13 protein-coding genes are annotated in these 19,599 nt (G+C 62.5%); 3 read left to right on the top strand and 10 right to left on the bottom strand.

Going from position 1 to position 19,599, the window contains the following annotated elements; all coding sequences use genetic code 11:
• Positions 1-38: 38 nt before the first annotated feature.
• Positions 39-2,774, top strand: coding sequence for an aminotransferase class I/II-fold pyridoxal phosphate-dependent enzyme (locus CQ012_RS16655; protein ID WP_105662684.1), 2,736 nt, complete (start codon positions 39-41; stop codon positions 2,772-2,774).
• 172 nt (positions 2,775-2,946) lie between these two features.
• Here the strand turns inward: CQ012_RS16655 and CQ012_RS16650 are convergent, their stop codons facing one another.
• The 5 genes from CQ012_RS16650 to CQ012_RS16630 form a co-directional block, all read right to left on the bottom strand.
• Positions 2,947-4,188, bottom strand: coding sequence for a serine hydrolase domain-containing protein (locus tag CQ012_RS16650; RefSeq protein ID WP_105662683.1), 1,242 nt, complete (start codon positions 4,186-4,188; stop codon positions 2,947-2,949).
• Positions 4,178-5,803, bottom strand: a complete 1,626-nt coding sequence (locus tag CQ012_RS16645) for a biotin carboxylase (RefSeq protein WP_105662682.1) — start codon at positions 5,801-5,803, stop codon at positions 4,178-4,180. Before CQ012_RS16645 ends, CQ012_RS16650 begins: the two co-directional genes overlap by 11 nt.
• A gap of 226 nt (positions 5,804-6,029) precedes the next feature.
• Positions 6,030-7,433: an NAD-dependent epimerase/dehydratase family protein gene (locus CQ012_RS16640; protein WP_286134710.1), complete on the bottom strand. Its 1,404-nt coding sequence runs from the start codon at positions 7,431-7,433 to the stop codon at positions 6,030-6,032.
• Between the two features lie 174 nt (positions 7,434-7,607).
• On the bottom strand, positions 7,608-9,113 hold the full coding sequence (putP, locus tag CQ012_RS16635) for a sodium/proline symporter PutP (protein WP_105658877.1): 1,506 nt from the start codon (positions 9,111-9,113) through the stop codon (positions 7,608-7,610).
• Positions 9,114-9,249: 136 nt separating this feature from the next.
• Positions 9,250-10,212 carry a LysR family transcriptional regulator gene (locus tag CQ012_RS16630; protein WP_105658876.1) on the bottom strand — a complete coding sequence of 321 codons (963 nt, stop codon included), beginning with the start codon at positions 10,210-10,212 and terminating at the stop codon, positions 9,250-9,252.
• A gap of 233 nt (positions 10,213-10,445) precedes the next feature.
• On the opposite strand from CQ012_RS16630, the gene CQ012_RS16625 reads away from it, so the two are divergent.
• Positions 10,446-13,964, top strand: a complete 3,519-nt coding sequence (locus CQ012_RS16625; RefSeq protein ID WP_105658875.1) for a proline dehydrogenase family protein — start codon at positions 10,446-10,448, stop codon at positions 13,962-13,964.
• A 73-nt stretch (positions 13,965-14,037) separates the two neighbouring features.
• Here the strand turns inward: CQ012_RS16625 and CQ012_RS16620 are convergent, their stop codons facing one another.
• The 5 genes from CQ012_RS16620 to CQ012_RS16600 all read right to left on the bottom strand — a co-directional run bounded on the left by CQ012_RS16620 (position 14,038) and on the right by CQ012_RS16600 (position 18,808).
• Positions 14,038-14,637, bottom strand: coding sequence for a hypothetical protein (locus CQ012_RS16620; RefSeq protein ID WP_146112339.1), 600 nt, complete (start codon positions 14,635-14,637; stop codon positions 14,038-14,040).
• 59 nt (positions 14,638-14,696) lie between these two features.
• On the bottom strand, positions 14,697-15,869 hold the full coding sequence (locus tag CQ012_RS16615; protein ID WP_105658873.1) for an ABC transporter permease: 1,173 nt from the start codon (positions 15,867-15,869) through the stop codon (positions 14,697-14,699).
• The gene (locus tag CQ012_RS16610) at positions 15,866-16,747 is read right to left on the bottom strand and encodes an ABC transporter ATP-binding protein (RefSeq protein WP_105658872.1); all 882 of its coding nucleotides are present in this window, start codon (positions 16,745-16,747) and stop codon (positions 15,866-15,868) included. The genes CQ012_RS16615 and CQ012_RS16610 overlap by 4 nt, the downstream gene beginning before the upstream one ends.
• A 79-nt stretch (positions 16,748-16,826) precedes the next feature.
• Complete coding sequence (locus tag CQ012_RS16605; RefSeq protein ID WP_105658871.1) at positions 16,827-17,492, bottom strand: response regulator; 666 nt, start codon at positions 17,490-17,492, stop codon at positions 16,827-16,829.
• Positions 17,489-18,808 carry a sensor histidine kinase gene (locus CQ012_RS16600; protein WP_181148947.1) on the bottom strand — a complete coding sequence of 440 codons (1,320 nt, stop codon included), beginning with the start codon at positions 18,806-18,808 and terminating at the stop codon, positions 17,489-17,491. Before CQ012_RS16600 ends, CQ012_RS16605 begins: the two co-directional genes overlap by 4 nt.
• A 200-nt stretch (positions 18,809-19,008) precedes the next feature.
• Here CQ012_RS16600 and CQ012_RS16595 point away from each other — a divergent pair, with 200 nt between their 5' ends.
• Entirely contained in the window at positions 19,009-19,560 is a 552-nt protein-coding gene (locus CQ012_RS16595) for an acyl-CoA thioesterase (protein ID WP_105658869.1), read from the top strand.
• Positions 19,561-19,599 lie beyond the last annotated feature (39 nt).

The following is a 19,599-nucleotide window of genomic DNA, read 5'->3' as shown; positions in this document are numbered from 1 at the left end:
CAGTTAACGCTGCAGGGGTGAAAGGAATACCGGCAACCGTGAGCAAGAGGTTGACCTACGGGACGAACCAGGGAACGGCTACGCCTGAAAGCGCGTGGCGCAAACGCAAGGACGCGTGGGAGCACTTGGGCTATGTGCTCAGCGAGATCTCTTCTGAATACCAGGAGGAAGACCGCCGCACGGAGCACGAACTGGAGGCCGGCCGGTTGCTGGGGCTGCTGGCAGCCATAGAACCGTACTGGGCGAATCCCGGCATCGAATACTTCAACGAGGTTTCCCGGCTCATGTCCGGCGGGCAGTACGAAGATGCCATGAAGCTGGTCTACCAAGCGAACCAGACCTTCAGGACGCTGACCCAGTACATTGACCTTGAAGGCCATGACGAGGCGGAACAGGATCCATCCCAGCTGGGTAACGGTGCACCTGGCAACGCCAGGGTGCAGGCACCGATGGTGGAAATCCTGCTGGTGGATAATGGCCCGGCGGAGGAGATTGAGCTTTTCAAGGAAGAAATCGCCGAACAGCGCCAGCGCACCGATCCGTTCCACTACAACTTCGTGGTGGTGCCCAGCGTGGAAGATGCCTTGGCCGCGATCCTGATCAATCCCGGCATCCAGTCCGTCGTGCTCACCGCCCGCTTTGATGTGCGCACGCGCCGCCGGCTATCCTCGACGCTCAAGAATTTCATTGCCCGGCGGATGGAAGGCTATTTCCAATCCACTAGGCAGATCCAGGGCCTGCTGGATCTGGAAAACATCCTCGATGAACTGCGCCCTGAAGTCCCGGTGTACCTGATCGCCGGGGTCGCCCTGGAATCGATTGCCCACGAGATCACCGGGCGTTTCCGCCGGATCTTCTCGCGCAATGACCGGATGGATCTGCACCTGTCGATTGTCTCGGAAGTGCTCGAACGCTACCAGACCCCGTTCTTCAACGCGCTGCAGAAGTACGCCAAGCGGCCTGGCGGGGTTTTCCACGCCATGCCGATTTCCCGTGCAGGTTCGGTGCAGAACTCCCCATGGGCCAGGGACCTGGTGGACTTCTATGGCAAGAACCTGCTGCTGGCCGAAACCTCGGCCACCTCCGGCGGGCTCGATTCCCTCCTGGACCCGCAAAGTTCCATCAAGAAGGCCCACGAGCTGGCGGCCCGGGCTTTTGGCAGCCACCGCACCTACTTCGTCACCAATGGCACGTCGACCGCCAACAAGATCGTGCACCAGTCGATTCTCGCTCCGGGGGACATCGTGCTGGTGGACCGCAACTGCCACAAGTCCCACCACTACTCGCTGGTGCTCGCCGGGGCGAACGTCAGCTACCTGGAGGCCTACCCGCTCAACGAGCATTCGATGTACGGGGCGGTGCCGCTGGAGGAGATCAAGGGACGGCTGCTGCAGCTGCGCCGCGAGGGCCTGCTGCACAAGGTCAAGATGCTGACCTTGACCAACTGCACCTTCGACGGGATCATCTACGACCCGCGCCGGGTGATGGAAGAATGCCTGGCCATCAAGCCGGATCTGGTGTTCCTCTGGGACGAGGCCTGGTTCGCCTTCGCAGGATTCCACCCGGTGTACCGCCAGCGCACCGCCATGACCGTGGCGGCCGTGCTGGAAAAGCAGCTGGAAACCGCGGATTACCACCAGCGCTACTCCACGCAGCGTGCGGCCCTTCCAGCACCGGGCACCATCGAGCACCCGGAGAATGACCAGGCCTGGCTGGACACCCGGTTGATTCCGGATCCGGAGCAGGTCCGTCTGCGAGTGTATTCCACCCAGTCCACGCATAAGACTCTGACCTCCTTGCGTCAGGGCTCGATGATCCACATCTACGACCAGGACTTCGCGGTGCGCAACCTCAACGCCTTCCGCGAGGCCTACATGACCCACACCTCCACCTCGCCGAACTACCAGATCCTCGCCTCGCTGGATATCGGCCGGCGCCAGGCCGAGCTGGAAGGCTATGCGCTGGTGCAGCGCCAGGTCGATTTGGCGCAGTCGATTTCGCGGGCCATGGCGCGCAACGAGCTGCTGGGCAAGTATTTCAAGATCCTGCACTCGACGGACCTGATCCCGCAGAAGTACCGCCGGTCCACCACGCAGAACCCGGTGCGCGACGGGCTGGCAGCCTGGGACGAAGCCTGGGCAGAAGACGAGTTCGTGGTCGACCCCTCACGCCTGACCTTGGACATCAGCCGCACCGGCGTGGACGGGGACACGTTCAAGCACGAGTACCTGATGGATGGGCATTCGATCCAGGTCAACAAGACCAGCCGCACCTCGGTGCTGCTGATGACCAATATCGGCACCACCCGTTCGGCCGTGGCGCACCTGATCGAGGTGCTGGTGAAGATCGCGGAGGAACTGGACCGCAAACGCCGCCTGGATGGGAGAGTGCTGGCGCTGGGCAAGAAGCCCGCGGCCGAACAGATTCCCTTGCCGGACTTCAGCGCCTTCGCTCCTGAATTCGCAGGAGGCGGTGGAAGCGGGGACATGCGCTCGGCCTACTACCTGACCTACCAGGACCCGGCGACGCATTTCCTGTCCTCCGCGCAGATCCGCACCCAGCTGGTGAACGGAGAACGCGTCGTGTCGGCGGTATTCGTCACCCCGTACCCGCCGGGATTCCCGGTGCTGGTCCCCGGCCAGGTCATTACCATATGCATTCTGGATTACATGGACCGATTGGACACCCGCGAAATCCACGGTTACCACCAGGATCTGGGCTACCAGGTGTTCACCTGCGAAGCCCTGGAACAGGTCGCGGCGCAGCAGCCCTGAGCGGTTTGAGCGGCTTGCCTTGAACGCAGCTCGCGGACCCACCCGGCATCCCCGGGTGGGTTCCGGCTTCCGCGGCGAAGAACGCTGCACGCAAGAACAGTTGCCGTCACGACCCGAAAGGCCCTGATTCGCGCACCGAATGCGCAAATCAGGGCCTGAATCGTAAGCAGCCCTAAGGCTGTATTTTCCGTCCGGCCAGATGCGCCGAGATCGCCTCGAACGCACGAATGGTCGGGAACAGCTTGGAAGCATCCTGCGGCAGCGGCCAGCTGGAAAGCTTGACCGCGACCAGCTTGGTCGCCGGATCCATATAGATCATCTGGCCATGGATGCCCAGGGCCACCGCGGCCCCGGTGGCAGGGTTCGGGAACCAGATCTGGTTCCGGTAGTGCCCGCCGGGCATCATGTTGTCGCCCGGGGACTGGGCGAACGCCTGGACCAGTGCGGGATCGGTGGCGAAGGTGTCGGCGATCCATGCCTCGGAGAGAACCTGCTTGCCGGTCAGCGCACGCCCGCCATTGACATAGAGATGGCCGAAACGCGCCAAATCGCGCAGGCAGGCGTTGAATCCGCCGTCGAACATTCCGGTGCCGAATTGGTCAACGCCCATCACCAGATCCTGCTGGGCACCGAGCTTGGACCAGACATAGTCCGAAAGCAGTTCCTGCAGCGGGGCGCCGCCGGCGGCTTCCAGCACCCAGCCCAGGGCGTCGGTCTCGCAGGAACGGTATTCGAAGACCCCGCCGTGCGGTCCCTTGGCCTGCAGGGTCAGCAAGAACTCGTACATCCCGATAGGCCCGATGCCGCCACGCGACGGGGCCCAGCCGATGGCTTCCTCCAGCTGGCGCACCTCGGCATTGGGATCCAGATACTCTTCGGAGAATTTGATCCCGGAGCGCATATCCAGCAGGTCGCGCACCCGGGCGCCGGCATAGCCGCTGCGTTCCAACGCCGGCACGTAGGTGGCTACCGCCTGCTGGGTATCAAGCATTCCGGCGTCCACCAGCGCCCCGGCCAGGGAACCCACCAGGGTCTTGCTGACCGACATCAGCAGATGATCGGTCAGCGAGGTCATGGTGTTGTAGTACTTCTCCCAGAGGATCCGTCCATTGTGCATGACCAGCACGGCGTCGGTATTGGTCGCGTGCATTACCCCGCGCACGGTCAGCGCCGGGTCGGTAATGCTCGCCTTGGCCACTTCCAGTTTGCCCAGCTTCTCCTCGGCCAGGTGCAGCCTGACGATCGGGCCATCGCCGCGCGAGACCTTCACGGTGGGATGGATCCTGGCGATGTTCTGGAATGAGCGCTTGATGTTCTGCGGGTACTGCCAGGTGGCGATGTTCAGCGCCTTGCTGGGAGGACCTGCCAAGTTGGCCGCCATGTGCCCGGTGGCATCAGTCGCTTCAGTTGCCATGCTCTGATGGCGGAACGTCAATTCCCTTGTATTGGGATCGGATGCAGGAGATGAAGTGCTTGGCATCGATGCTGAGCTTGGTTTTCTTCTTGCCTTCGTACTGCAGCTTGGCCTTGGTGACCAGGACCCCAAGATCGGCTCCCTTCCATCGGTAATCCTCTACGCCGTAGATGCGCAGGAAGAATGCTTCCTTGTGGGTCTGTAGCTGGTGCCAGTCCAATGCGGAACGGGAAAATTGCAGCTTGCCGCGCGAGTCGAGGTAATAGTTTCCGGTGCGTGGGGCATGGGTGATGTACTGCAGGATGTCATCGGTTTCCTTGATGATCATGTGGCTCCAGACATCAGCCCCGCTCATCTCTTCCCAGCGAGCATTGATCTCGTCAACGTCCAGCTCGAATTCCACATCAAGGAATTCAAGCAGGTGGAAGAGGAACAGCGGCACGTCGGCATAGGCTCCGGCGGTGACGTTGGTGATGGCGCTGGCCCCGGAGATGCGCGGGTTCAGTTCGCCCAGGTACACCTCGTCGGTGTCGGTGTCCACCAGCACGTCCACCTCGAAGAAGCCGCGGTAGCCGGTGTCCTTCAGACCGTTGCCCACCTTGCGGACCAGATCGATGGCGCGCGAGCGCTGCGAGTCGGTGACCACATCCGGGTGCATCTCATTGCCGCACCAGCCGCCCTTGTACGGAGTCAGTTCCTTGTAGCCGGCCAGTTCGGTCAGGATCGGCCCCACCACCGTGCCGCATTCGGTCAGCACTGCCTCAACGGCTACCGGCTGGTTGTTGATGCGCTTCATGATCTTGAGCTGTTCGCCGATGATGTTCTTGGCATGCGCCTTGAACTGCGCCTTCGAGTCGATGAAGAAGGTCGTCTTGCCCGAATCCCCGTAGGGGGTCTGGACCACCAGGTCCTTGCCCAGGCCGGCTTCCTCGGCCAGTTCCATGAGCTCGTCGTAGTTATTGGCGGTGCCCAGCACGTTGGGCACCGATGGTGCGCCGGCGGCATTGCCCAGCTCGGTGGTAACGATCTTCGAGTCCAGTTCGGTGCGCAAGGCGGCCGAGGGCAGGATCAGGTCGTAGCCCAGTTCCTCGCAGATTGATTCGGTTTCCTCGTCGAAGAAGACCATCGCGATCTTCGGCCGGGGACCGCCCGGGGTGCACTGGGAATCGATGTATTCGCGGACCTCGGAGTTCTCCAGCAGCCAGTTGTTGATCTCTTCGGCGCTCTGGAAATCGACATAGGGCTTCTCGGCGGGGGTGAAGACCCGCGGGTGGTGGCCGTCCCAGCCGTCGTAGTAGGTGATGTAGCTGAATTTGCGGACCCATCGGTCAAGGCCCAGCAGATTGACCGGGGTGGCGCCGAGGAAGAAGATCGGAGTGGTATTGGTGCGGAAGAAATGGCGAACTTCGCTCATGTTCTTCAGCTTGCGGTCCATGCGCAGGACCTTGGCCGGGAGATTCTCGGGTTCGGACTCGTTGTAGGCCGCGTCGACGGCGACGTTGGCGCTGAGCTGATCGGTAACAACGCGCGCCTTGTGGCGCAGCTTGTCCAGATCGCTGGGTTTGGGTATGCGGTGGCGAGAAGCCGGGGCGTGGGCTTCAAGAATGTTGGCCATGATGTGGAGATGTCCTTTGAAACTGTCCGAAGAAGGGCGGTTGCACGGCACAATGCGTGACAGTTTCATGCTCAGCGCTCATCGTAAGCACCGGCACACGTTCTGCTTAACGCGTGGTGAACATTGAGCCCGCCCCCGCCGATGCGGCCTGTGACTTGGCATGCAACGGCAGGTTCGGGCTCAAAGCTAGGTAAAGGTTACTCCTTATTGCGGTAACTGGCGGCTGCTAGCCAGACACCGTCGATGCGAAATCCAGCTGCTGGAATTCGAATCCGGCCTGCTGCAAGACTTCGCTGGTGACCTTGCGGCCGGTCAACGCGACCCGGGCATTGGATCCCATGACCGCGGCGCCGATCTTGGGCAGCACCGACCCGGTGGGCAGGCCAGGCAGCCCAGCGATGGATCGCAAGGCGGCCATGACCTCGGCATTGCGCAGCGGTTTCGGGCTGGCGGCATGCACCAGGCCGGCAGGGATGGAAGGCTCTTCGAAGCCGAGCAGGCAGCGGATCAAGCGCAGCCAGTCTTCCAGCCCGATCCAGCTGAACCACTGCTTGCCGTCTCCCAGCGGACCGCCCATGCCGGTATTCACCAGCAGGTTCAGCGGGCCAAGCAGGGGAGCGTCGGGGTGCATCACCAGCGAGGTGCGCAAGAGATAGCGCTGCTCGGCGTTGACCGCGGCCTCGGCGAAGGCCTGCTCCCATGCCGAAGCGACCCCGGTCATTTCCGGCAGGGCGCGCTGGTCGCTGGGAACGGGGCTGGACTCGGTCAGCTCTTCCTCGCCGGCGTCACCGAAGATGGCGGTGGTGCTGGCCTGGATCCAGGTGGCCAGCTGGGGCGCCGAGGCTGCGGCTTCGGCCAGGGTCTTGGTGGAGGCCACGCGCGAGTCGGTGAGCGCTGCGATGTTCTCCGGGGTGTTGCGCTTATCGACGCGCTCGCCAGCCAGATTGACCAGGTGCACCGGATTCTTGCTGGACAGCGCGCGGGCCCAGGGCCCCTGGTGCACGCCATCCCAGCTGTACTGCTCGGCAGGGAAATCATTTTCCGGGTTGCGGGTCAGCACCGATACGGAAATGCCGCGGCAGACCAGATCGGCGACGAGGTTGCGGCCAAGGAATCCGCGACCGCCGGAGATCACCACATGGGCATCGCGCTTGCGGTGCGCACCCGGGGCGATGATCCGGTACAGGCGGGCCGCCGCGATGGCGAAGTCCTTGCACAGGGCGTTGGCCACGGTGAATTTGAAAGCGGTGGTGCCCGGGCCGTTGAGCTCAGCGGTGAAGTGCAGCACGGATCCGTGCTCATGGGGCTCTACCTGCCAGCGCAAGACCATTTCACCGGCCGGCTGCGGTTGGGTGAACTCCACCATGAGGGTGTCCTGGTTGCGCCGGGTGATGGAGCCCGAAGGCGCGGTGCTGCGGTGCAACGGGCCGAAGAACTTGCCCGGCGGCAACAGATCCACCTTGGTGCCCACGCCGCGCTGGTCGTCATGCACGATGAAGCCGTCGAAGCTCTTCATCCACTGGCCGGTCTGCGACAGGTTGCCCACGATCGAGTAGACGGCCTGCGGGCCAGCGGCCAGGAACTGCGACTCGGTGCGCTGCCAGTGCGTGAATTTACTCGTGGTGCTCATCTTGGAATAGTTCCTTCCAGCTCGGTTTCTCGGGCATAGCTCTAGGCTACTGTGCCCGGTGCACTTCGGCAGGATAGACATCGAAGCCTGCCTGAACTGTTACACCAGGGTCCTGGAACGGGAAAAGCTCCCTTGGTCCATGCGGACCAAGGGAGCTTCGGATCGGGGCGTTGGCTAGGCAGTAACCTTGGCGCCGACTTCCTGTTCCATTTCGGTGAACTCGCCATCGATGGTCGGGTTCGGGCGGTAGGTTGCCCGGGAAACCAGCCATGCGACAACCAGTGCGGCGAGGAAGCCCGGGACGATCTCGTACATGGCCGAGGCCAGCACGTCCACGTTGCCCCAGATGAACACCACGACGGCGCCGGTGACCATGCCGGCGAAACCGCCCACGGCGGTCAGCTTGCGCCAGTACAGGGCCAGCAGGACAACCGGGCCGAAGGCGGCACCGAAGCCCGCCCACGCGAAGGAGACCAGCTCAAGGATGGAGGAGTTCGGGTTCAGCGCCAGCAGGGCGGCGACGACGGCCACCAGCAGTACGCCGGAGCGGCCCAGCATGACCAGGGCCTTGGGCGAAGCCTTGCGGCCGGTGATGTTGTACAGGTCCTCCACCAGTGCCGAGGAGCAGACGATCAGCTGCGAGGACATGGTGGACATGATGGCCGCCAGCACAGCGGCGAGCACCAGTCCGGCGATCAGCGGGTGGAAGAAGATCTGGCTCAGCAGCAGGAAGACAGTTTCGCTGCTGGCCTTGTCCAGCGGCTGATCGGCGAAGTACGCGACGCCGATGAACGCGGTGGCGATGGCGCCCAGGGTGGTCAGGAACATCCAGCCAATGCCGATGCGCCGTGCGGTCTTCGCTTCGCCCGGGGTGCGCAGCGCCATGAAGCGCACGATGATGTGCGGCTGGCCGAAGTAGCCCAGGCCCCACGCTGCGGTGGAGAAGATGGCCACGGCGGCCAGGATCGCGCTGTTGTCGCTGAAGGAGGAGAACAGGTTGAACGCTTCGGGATTGACTTCGGTGACCTTCGAGGTGATGTCCCCGATGCTGCCGATCTGGATGACTGCCACAATTGGCACGGCAATCAGCGCGGCGAACATCAGCAAGCCCTGGACCATGTCGGTCAGGGACGCCCCGAGGAAGCCGCCGAACAGGGTGTAGAGCAGGGTGATTCCTGCCACGAAGAACATGCCCGCAAGGTACTGCCAGCCGAAGGAAGCCTCGAAGAACTTGCCTGCAGCCACCATTCCGGAGGATACGTAGAAGGTGAAGAACACCAGGATGATCACCGATGCGCCGATGCGCAGCAGGTGGCTGTTGTCCTTCAGGCGCTTTTCGAAGAAGCTCGGGATGGTGATGGCGTTCTGCGAGATCGCGGTGTAGGAACGCAGCCGCGGAGCGACGAACTTCCAGTTCAGCCACGCGCCGATGAGCAGGCCGATGCCGATCCATGCTTCGTGCAGGCCGCCGAGGTAGATGGCGCCGGGCAGGCCCATGAGCAGCCAGCCGGACATGTCGGATGCGCCTGCGGAAAGGGCTGCGACCCACGGCTTCAGGCCGCGGTCGGCCAGCATGTAGTCGTCAATGTTGTTGGTGCGGCGATATGCAATATAGCCGATGCCAAGCATGGCGGCCATGTAAATTGCGATCGCAATCATCTGGAAAGTCTGGTCGGACATTTTTCCTCATTACCGTTTGTGCCTGGGGCTTTTCTCAGCCGCCATAGGCGCGGATTTCTGTGGTGCGAGTCACCACTATGGCACTAATTCTCCGGTTTGTCGCCGGGTGCCATTTGGTCTGTGATCATTCTGTTATCTAGTCGACCGTATCGAAGTCTGCAGGGGTAGCCAAAATCGCGGAGTTGCTTGCATCACTCATTCCGGGCTGCGCGTGCAGCGATTTGCGCACCGCGCGGATGGCCGGGGACTGGGTGGAGGAATGCCGCATGGCGGTGAAGATGGTGCGCTCCGGAGAGCCGGGAAGATCCACCGTGCGCAGGCTGCTGCGCTGGTCGCGCAGGACCAGCTCTGGGAGCATCGCCACGGCGTTGCCCGAAGCGACTAACTGCACGTGAGCCTGCAAATCAGCGGTTTCGTAGCGCAGGTCCGGCTCGAACCCTGCAAGCCGGCAAGCCTGCAGGGCCCAGTGCCGGCTGGCGGCACCCGCGGGTTCCACCACCCAGGGCAGGGAGTTGGCATGCTCCAAGGTGTGCACCCGGTCGAATTCTGCATTTCCGGCCGCGCCTCGTGCCGGCAGGGCCAGGCGGATCGGATCGTGAGTCAGAACACGCCGATCGAGGTTGTCGTAGTGCGGCGCGGAATGTCCCGAGTACTGCTCCGCGACCACCAAATCGAAACTTCGGCTGCTGGTTTCATTCAGCGCGTCGGCTGGTTCCTGCTGGCTCATTTCCACCCGCAGATTGGGGTGCTTGGTGCGCAGCTCGCGCAGTACCGGTGGCATGAGGCGGAGCATGGCCGTCTGGAAAACCGCTAGCCGGACGGTTCCGGACACCGTGGACATGGCCGCGGACAAATCCGCTTCGGCGCGTTCCATGGAATCGAGCAGTTCTTCGGTATGGGCCACCAGGATCTGGGCCTGAGGGGTGAGCTTGAGGGTGCGCCCGGTGCGCCGCAGCAGCTCCACTCCGGTTTCGGATTCCAGCTGGCTCAGTTGCTGCGATACGGAGGAGGGGGAGTAGCTCAGTGCATCGGCCACCTCGGCAATGGTTCCGCGGATATGCAATTCGCGAAGCAAGCGCAATCTTCTCAGTTCAAGCATGGATTTCCGGCCATTCAGCTAGTGGGGACTCTCGGAGTCTAGACACTTCGGCAAAACCGAACGAACATCTTCGGTTTTGTTCACTTTTGCTTAAGACAATATAGGTTCATACTCGATCTTGCACACAGCTTTTCTTGGCGGTTCTCTGGCAACAGCAGGCCGCCGGATTAGCCATAACGACATCAGCGTTCGGTGCCGAACCACAAGTACGAATTGCATCGAAGGGACCACCAGTGTCTTTCACCTCCACCCAGCACGTAGTGCCAGCCGCACTAGATGCCGACGGCAACCCGCTCACCTCGCCGGCCGAACTCGCTGACGACGTCATCAAGCTGGTGCGCCGCTGGCTCACCGAAGCTTCCGAATACCCTGTAGATGCTGCCGCTGCCCGCCTGGCCGGTGTGCTCAAGGACCCCAAGGGCCTGGACTTCACCGTAGGCTTCGTCGATGGCGTGATCCGCCCCGAAGACCTGAAGGTCGCAGCCGCCAACCTCAAGGCGCTGGCTCCCATGGTGCCAGGCTTCCTGCCCTGGTACATGCGCAAGGCCGTCGCAGTAGGCGGCGCCATGGCCCCAGTCGTGCCGCAGGTAGTAGTTCCGATCGCCCGCAAGGTCTTGCGCGAGATGGTGGGCCACCTGATCATTGACGCCTCGGATGCCAAGCTGGGCGGCGCGATCTCCAAGATCAAGCGCGAGGGCGTGGATCTGAACGTCAACCTGCTCGGCGAAGCCATCCTCGGCGAAGGCGAAGCGGCCCGCCGTCTTGACGGCACCACCAAGCTGCTGGAACGCGATGACGTGGACTACGTGTCGATCAAGGTCTCCTCCACCGTCGCCCCGCATAACCACTGGGCGTTCGATGAAGCCGTGGAGCACATCGTGGATAAGCTGCAGCCGCTGTATAAGCTGGCTGCCAACAGCCCGAAGAAGAAATTCATCAACCTGGACATGGAAGAGTACAAGGACCTGGAGCTGACCATCGCGGTCTTCACCAAGATCCTGTCCAAGCCCGAATTCAAGGACCTGCCCGCCGGCATCGTGCTGCAGGCCTACCTGCCAGATGCCCTGGGCGCGATGATCCAGCTCCAGGAATTCTCCGCGGCCCGCGTGGCCGAAGGCGGCGCACCGATCAAGGTCCGCGTGGTCAAGGGCGCCAACTTGCCAATGGAAACCATGGAAGCTGACATCCACGGCTGGCCGCTGGCCACCTGGCACACCAAGCAGGACTCCGACACCAGCTACAAATCCGTGCTGGAATACGCGCTGCGTCCGGAACACGTGAAGAACATCCGCATCGGCATCGCCGGGCATAACCTCTTTGATGTCGCGCTGGCTTGGCTGCTGGCCAAGTCGCGCAACGCCACCGACGGCATCGAATTCGAAATGCTGCTGGGCATGGCCACCGGCCAGGCCGAAGCGGTGCGCAAGGACGTCGGCTCGCTGCTGCTCTACACCCCGGTGGTGCACCCGCAGGAATTCGACGTGGCCATCGCCTACCTGATCCGCCGCCTCGAAGAGGGCGCCAGCCAGGAAAACTTCATGTCCGCAGTCTTCGAGCTGGCCAAGAACGAGGCCTTGTTCGAACGCGAGAAGAACCGCTTCCTCGCATCCCTGGAAGCCATGTCCAATGTGGTCCCTGCCCCGCATCGCGTGCAGAACCGCCAGGTCCAGGATCCGTCGCTGAGCACCCGCGTGGCCGGTTTCGCCGACGGCTCCACCGAATTCTTCAACACCCCCGATACCGACCCGGACCTGAACCAGAACCGTGCCTGGGGACGCGAGATCCTGGCCAAGATGCAGGAATCGCCGCTGGGCAAGGAACTGGTCAAGAACAACACCCTGAACAGCGCCGGCGAACTCGACGAGTCCATCGCCATGGGCGTGGATGCCGCCGCCGGCTGGCAGCAGCTGGGCTCGGCCCAGCGCGCGCAGATCCTGCACCGTGCCGGCCTGCTCTTCGAGGAGCGCCGCGCCACCTTGCTCGAGGTCCTGGGCTCCGAATGCGGCAAGACCATTGACCAGGGCGATGTGGAAATTTCCGAGGCCATCGACTTCGCGCACTACTACGCGGAACTGGGCCGCGAACTGGATGCCGTGGATGGCGCGAAGTTCGTCCCGTCGAAGCTGACCGTGGTCACCCCGCCATGGAACTTCCCGATGGCGATCCCAGCTGGTTCCACCCTCTCGGCGCTGGCCGCCGGTTCCTCGGTGATCATCAAGCCTGCCAGCCAGGCCGCCCGCGTGGGCGCTGTCATGGTGCAGTGCCTGTGGGATGCCGGCGTGCCCAAGGACGTGCTGCAGCTGGTCTTCGTGGGCGATCGCTCCCTGGGCCAGCAGCTGGTCTCCGATGAGCGCGTGGACCGCCTGATCCTCACCGGCGGCTACGAGACCGCGGAACTGTTCCGCTCATTCCGCAAGGACCTGCCGCTGCTGGCCGAGACCTCCGGCAAGAATGCCATCATCGTCACCCCGAACGCCGACCTGGATCTGGCTGCGCGCGACGTCGTGCAGTCGGCCTTCGGCCACGCCGGCCAGAAATGCTCGGCAGCCTCGCTGGTGGTGCTGGTGGGCTCGGTGGCTGAATCCCGCCGCTTCAACAACCAGCTGATCGATGCGGTGAAGTCGCTGAAGGTCGGCTACCCGTGGAACCCCGAATCCCAGATGGGCCCATTGATCGGCGAGCCGGGCGAAAAGCTCAAGCGGGGCCTGACCACCCTGGGAGCCGGCGAGCGTTGGGCCATCGAGCCGAAGCAGCTCGATGACTCGGGCAAGCTCTACTCGCCGGGCGTGCGCTACGATGTGGCCCGCGGCAGCGAGTACCACAAGACCGAATACTTCGGCCCGATCCTCGGCGTGATGACCGCGCAGACCCTGGAAGAAGCGGTAGAGATCGTCAACGAGGTGGACTACGGCCTGACCTCGGGCCTGCATTCGCTGGATTCGGCAGAGATGGGCTACTGGCTGGAGAACATCCAGGCCGGCAACATCTACGCCAACCGCGGCATCACCGGTGCCATCGTGCAGCGACAGCCGTTTGGCGGCTGGAAGAAGTCGGCCATCGGCGCAGGCACCAAGGCCGGCGGCCCGAACTACCTGATCGGCATGGGCTCCTGGGTGGATGCCCCAGCCAAGCAGGGCGCAGCGCTCTCGGCATTCGACGAGCGCCTGCTGAACACCGCAGAACTGGATTCGGAGCAGGCGCAGTGGCTGGGCTCGGCACTGGCCAGCGACAAGCTGTGGTGGAACAACGAATTCAACCAGGCCAAAGACCGCTCGGGTCTGGTCGCCGAACGCAACATCTTCCGGTACCGCGCCGTTGATGTGACCGTGCGCTTCGAAGAAGCCACCAGCGGCCACGGCCTGGCCGAGGCGCTGCGCGTAGTTGCCGCCGGTGTCACCGCTGGTTCCCGCGTGATCTTCTCCGCTGACGTGCAGCTGCCGTTGGGCGTGCGCAACCTGTTGGCCGAGAACTCGGTCACCGTGGTGCGCGAAGACGCTGCTGCTTTCGCCGCCCGTGCTGCAAAGCTGGCTGCGAAGACCGGTCCGGAGTCCGCTGCCCGCATCCGCCTGATCGGCGGCTCGATGAAGGCTGTCGCCGAGGCAGCCAATGGCAAGCCGGATGTGGCCATCTACGCATCGCCGGTGACCGCTGCCGGACGGGTGGAGATGCTTCCGTTCCTGCATGAGCAGGCGGTATCCATCACCGCTCACCGCTTCGGCACCCCGAATCACCTCAGTGATTCGCTGATCTAGCAGGCAAGCGCATAAAGCAGCGGCCAGCATCCATTTATTTGGATGCTGGCCACTGCTTTATGCCGGATGCTCTTTACTTCTTGCGTACCTTGTACTTGGCGACCAGAATATCCGCGGTGGCGGAGAGGATCGCCGGAAGAATGTAGCGCGCCAAGGTCACCAGGGTAAAGGCGAGTACGGATCCGCTGGCCGAACCAGCCACGGACAGGGCCGCAAATCCCAGGCCCACCGCGGAGAGCAGGCCGACGATCCAGCCAGCGAGCTTGCGGGGACGCAGGACGAACCAGCCAACTAGCGAAAGCACCGGCAGGAGCAGGCCCCAGACGGTGAAGTAGCCGGTGTACATTCCTTGCAGATCCAGCGCGGAGACCAGGAACCAATCGCCATATTCCACGGTGTCCAGAACCGGCAGCTTCAGCAAGATGTCCAGGACCAGCGACAGCAGGACCAGCAGCATCGCGAAGACCTTGGTGTCCTTGCGCGCTTCGAGCAACCAGAAGCTGCCGATGGCCACGAGCCTGATCACCCATAACGCGATCAGGGAGAGCAGGCTGCCGCCGGTGACATAGTCGGCGGTGGACAGCAGCGTGGATCCGGTGATGCCGGCGATCAGCACCAGCCAAACAATGATCAGGCGGGCCGGCAGATGCAACAGTGGTTTTTCTTCGCTCACTTAGCCAAGTCTAATGAAACTGGCTGTGCAATCCCTTTTCCTGTTCTTGGCAGGCGGGCTCAGACCTCGAGTTTCAGTGCCTTGCGCAAGGTCAGCGCGCCACCGGTGTGCATCACTGCCCTGCCGTAGATCTTCTCGGCAAACAGCAGCACGAGCCAGCAGGCAGCCAGGAGAATTGCAAGCGAAAGAATCGGCTCCCAGAAAGCTACCTCGCCGGAGAGCAGGCGGCTAGGCATCGCCGCCGAGGAGACGATGGGAATGTACGAAGCGACCACCAGGAAGCTGCCCTTGGCATACAACCCGATAAACAGCACCGCCATCAGGAGGCCCACCACGGGCCCGCTGGATTGCTGCAGATCCTCGGTACGGGTAGCCAAGGAGCCCAACGCTGCCCAGATCCCGGCCAGAAGCAGGAAACCGCCGAAGAAGAACACCACGAACCACCCGGCCACCTGGGTGACAACTCCGAGGAACGGGATCTGGATCGGGGAAATGTAGGCAGCCAGCAAGCCAATGCTGAGGAAGGCCAGGAGCTGGATCATTGCGAGAACGACATTCCCGATGATTTTTCCTGCCAGCAGCTGGCGCAGCCGGATGGTGCTGGCCAGGATCTCGACCACGCGGTTCTGCTTCTCCTCGATGACCGAATTGGCGATGGGCATGCCGAAGAGGAATGCGGCCATGTAGAAGAGGAATGAGAAGACCAGCGCCATGGCACTGGCCATCGCGGCCCGTTCGGAATCGCCATGGAGCTGATCGAGAATGAGGTCCTCGTTATCGGGCAGGCCAGCTGATTCCAGTCCGGCCTCGGCCAGCAGCTGATCGGTCTTCACGGTTTTCATTGCTTCGCGGACCAGAGAACTGAGCTCTTGGTCGACCGCGTTGAAACCGGTCAGCGTGAATTCCTGCGCATCGGCCGAACCGGACAAGGTCGCGTTCAGCCGCTCAGCGGATAGCTGCTGCTCCGCCTGTTCAGGAGCGAGCCTGGAAATGCTCAATTCCACGTCTTCGGGGCGATCCTGGATCACCTGCTCCAGCACCCGGAAACTGGCATCGTCGGTGGCCGCCACGGCGAAATTCGACGTGCGATTGGCGAGGAAACCGGTAAGGGCGACCGATCCGATGATGAATAGCAAGGTCACGATGGTGCTGATGATGAAAGCTTTGTCGCGCAGCTTGGTTTCGACTTCGCGCAAGGCGACAATGAGCCATGGAGCCGTGGTGGTGTTCACTTGATGATCTCCCGGTAGATGTCGGCCAGCGAAGGGCGATGGATTGCGAACTCTGCGACGGGCCCGCGGCTCATGGCGGTGGCGAGCACGCGTTGGGCATCGGATTCGGAGTCGAAATTCACCAATGCGTCATGGCCTGAAATATCGATAACGGTGACCCCCGGTTCATTGCGCAGCCAGCCCGTGTCGGAGCCCAGGGACAACCGGTGCCGGGATGCCTGCGTCGCACGGAGCCCGGCTGCCGATGAATTGGCCAGGATCCTGCCGTCCTGGATGATCACCAGGTGGTCCACCAGCACATCGAGCAGATCCAGCTGATGCGAAGAGAAGAGCACCGGTACGCCACGCGCTGCATAGTCGCGCAGGATGGAGCTCATTGCGTCCACCGCGATCGGGTCAAGTCCGCTGAAAGGTTCGTCGAGGATGAGCACGTCGGGTTCGTGCAGCAGTGCTGCGGTGACTTGAACGCGTTGCTGGTTGCCCAGGGACAGGGATTCGAGTTTCGACTTGGCGCGGTCAGCCAATCCGAAACGGGCCAGCAGTTCCATGGCCCGTTTGCGTGCTCCGGAGCGGGACAGGCCATGGAGCTGTCCGAGGTAGACCAGCTGGTCTATGACCGGCTGCTTGGGATACAGGCCGCGTTCCTCGGGCATGTAGCCGAAGTTGGGGCGGGTGGCTCCATTGAGTGGTTGGCCGTTGAGCGAAACAGAACCGGAATCGGCGCTGAGCAATCCCATGATGATGCGCATGGTGGTGGTCTTGCCGGCACCGTTGGCACCGACGAATCCGGTGAGCGCGCCGCCAGGTACGGTGAAGCTGATGTCATCGAGCACCAAATTCTGTGCAAATGACCGTGACACATGGTTTAGCTCAAGCATGTTTTCCTCTGCCAAGTATTGTTTCTACTCATCAGCTTAGGAAACTAAGCAGCATTTGCGCTCCGTCTGGAGAATGAAACTATTGGATGAGTCCGGCGCGGTGGGCGAATAGCACGCCCTGCACCCGGTCGCGCAGGTGCAGCTTCGCCAACAGGTTCGACAGGTGGGTTTTCACCGTGGCTTCCGACAAGGAGAGCACCGCGGCGATTTCCTGGTTGTTCTTGCCCTGGGCCAGTTCGCAGAGTACCTGGCGTTCGCGTTCGGTGAGTTTTTCCAGCTGCTGGGCCTCGGTAGTTGCCGCTGCCGAATCCGCGGCAGGGACCGCGCCGGTGCCACGCTGGATGAGCTTGAGCGTGACTTCGGGGGAGAGCAGCCCGTGGCCGGCGGCCACCTGGTGCACGGCGGCCACCAGCATTTCAGGCTCTGCATTCTTCAGCAGGAACCCGCTGGCCCCGGCATCCATGGCCTCGAAGAGGTAGTCGTCGCGGTTGAAGGTGGTCAGCACAATGACTTTGGTCTGGGTGGTGCTGGCGATGAGCTTCGTGGCTTCGATGCCGTCCATCTGCGGCATTTGGATATCCATCAGCGCCACCGTGGGGTTCAGCTCGCGAACCATTTCCAGGCCCGCTTGGCCGTTGCCTGCCGTGCCGATGACCTGGATCTGCGGATCGGTTTGCAAGATCAGTTTCAGCGACGAGAGGATCAGCGACTGGTCATCGCAGATCACCACGGTAATTTTGCTCATGTTGCCAGTCTAGTTGCCGCGTCGGAAACCACGCGCAACCGGGCCCGGGTACGCCAGCCGTGCGGAATGCGCGGGCCGATTTCCACTAGCCCATGATGCAGCTTGGCGCGTTCGCGAATGCCACGCAGGCCGTAGCCGCCACCGGCGGAGTCCGGCCGTGGACGGCCGCTGTCGGTGACCTCGACTTCTATCCATGCGCCATCGGCATCGGTTCCCGAACGCAGCGACAAGGTAGCTGTGCGGGCCGTGGAATGCGCACGGACATTGGCCAAGGCTTCGCCGCTGATGCGGTAGAGCGCGAGCGACAGGCCTGCCGGCAGGTCAGAAATGAAGCCGGGCTGGTGTTCATCGCGGGAGATCTGGATGCTCAGTCCCTGGCGTTCATTGGCTGCGATCAGCTCATCGAGCTGCGCCATGGAGGGTTCGGGGTTCCGTGCCCCCTCCGCGGAGCTCGGCGAATCCTCCGGTCCGCGATGTTCGCGCAATACGCCCAGCAGTGCCCGCGTTTCGCTGACTGCACTGCGTGCCGAGGACTCGATGCCGCGCATCAGTTCGATGGACTGCTGGGGATCGCGCTCATGCACCATGCGGGCGGCCGAAGCCTGGATTCCCACCGAGGCGATGTGGTGGGCAATGACATCGTGCAGCTCGCGGGCGATGCGCAGCCGTTCCTCGTTGACCGCACGGTCTGCCAGCTGCTGGGACTGGTCGGCAATGCGCTGGGCCTGGGTTTCCACTATTTGGCTGGCGTAGGCATTGGTCCAGCTGACCATGCCCAGGAAGATCGCGCCGCCGAAGTACAGCAGGTTCATCAGCAGGTTGTAGAAGATGAAGGCCGTTGACGTCGGCAGCACGCCTGCTGGATCCTCGACCATGGAAGTTCCGGTGGCCGTGAGCAAGTCGGAGGTGAAGAAGGTGACGATCACCCAGGTGGCCATGAACAGCAGCACCACGCTCATCGCTATCCACAGTCCCCGGCGGTTCTTCGACCACGTGACCGCGGTGTAGATGCCGATGAAATAGGCCAGCTGCGCGCAGAGCTCCATGCCGACTTGGTAGGTATTTTCGCTTCCGGCGCCCACGAAGGCAGCCGAACCGATGAGCATCATGGTGATGGGCCAGCGCCGGCGGAACATCAGCGGCACGATCAGGGACACAAGCACGAGATAGGCGAGAAGAGGATCGGGCGCGTTCTCTTGCTCGGTCAGGGAGAGCAGCAGTTCGTGCATGGCCAGCGCCAGCAGGAGGAAGCCCGAAGCGACGATAATGTCGCGGCGCAAGCTCTTCTTATCCGGAGACGGACGTTCCCAATCCACCGGAGGCAGCGTCGGGAGCCTCCGGTGTACTAGCTCGGGGAGTCGGTACATGGTGTTCCTTGATCATCTCGTTGGCCAGGCATTGGAAACGACTTTACCGGTCTGCGGTTTTCCGGGCATGAGCCTGGAGGCTTACCCCTGGCGTTGACCCGGGAGGAAATGCGCTAGGCAGAAAGGTTACTAGGCAGTAATGTGATGGTATGCACATGATTTTCCGAATCCTCATGGTTTACCTGAACAGCAAGAAGGCTTCCAAGCTGTCGATGTTCGACACCAGCTCAGTGGGCATGCGTGCCACGCTGACCGATATCGACTTTGCCGGCCACATCAACAACGGCATGTACTTCTCGATCTTCGATCTCGGACGCTTCGACTTGATGTTCCGTTCCGGTGTCTGGGACATCATGTCCAGGAATAAATGGGTTCCGGTCGTGCAGACCGAGACCATCACCTTCCGCAAGTCGGTGCGCCTGGGAACCAAGTTCTCCCAGGAAACCCGGCTGATCGGCATGGACGACAAGTGCATCTTCTTCGAACAGCGCATCGTCGTGAAGGGCGAAATCTACGCTCGCGCCTATGTCGCCACCCGGATGACCTCGAAAAAGGGTGCGGTTTCCAACGAGGAAATCCTGGCAGCAGTCGGCTTGGAACTGCCAGCAGACATGGTGCTGCCCGAGTGGCTGCACCAGTGGCGCCAGGACGGAGCGCTGCCCAGCACCCGCAAGCCGGCCCCGCACAATTGGATCCGCTGAATCAATTCACTCGCGCAATTCCTGCTGGACCGTGCCGGG

The sequence above is a fragment of the Arthrobacter sp. MYb214 genome (assembly GCF_002979865.1).
Lineage (GTDB): Bacteria > Actinomycetota > Actinomycetes > Actinomycetales > Micrococcaceae > Glutamicibacter.
The sequence above is the reverse complement of the archived record's forward strand: the minus strand, read 5'-3'. Positions and strand labels throughout refer to the sequence as shown.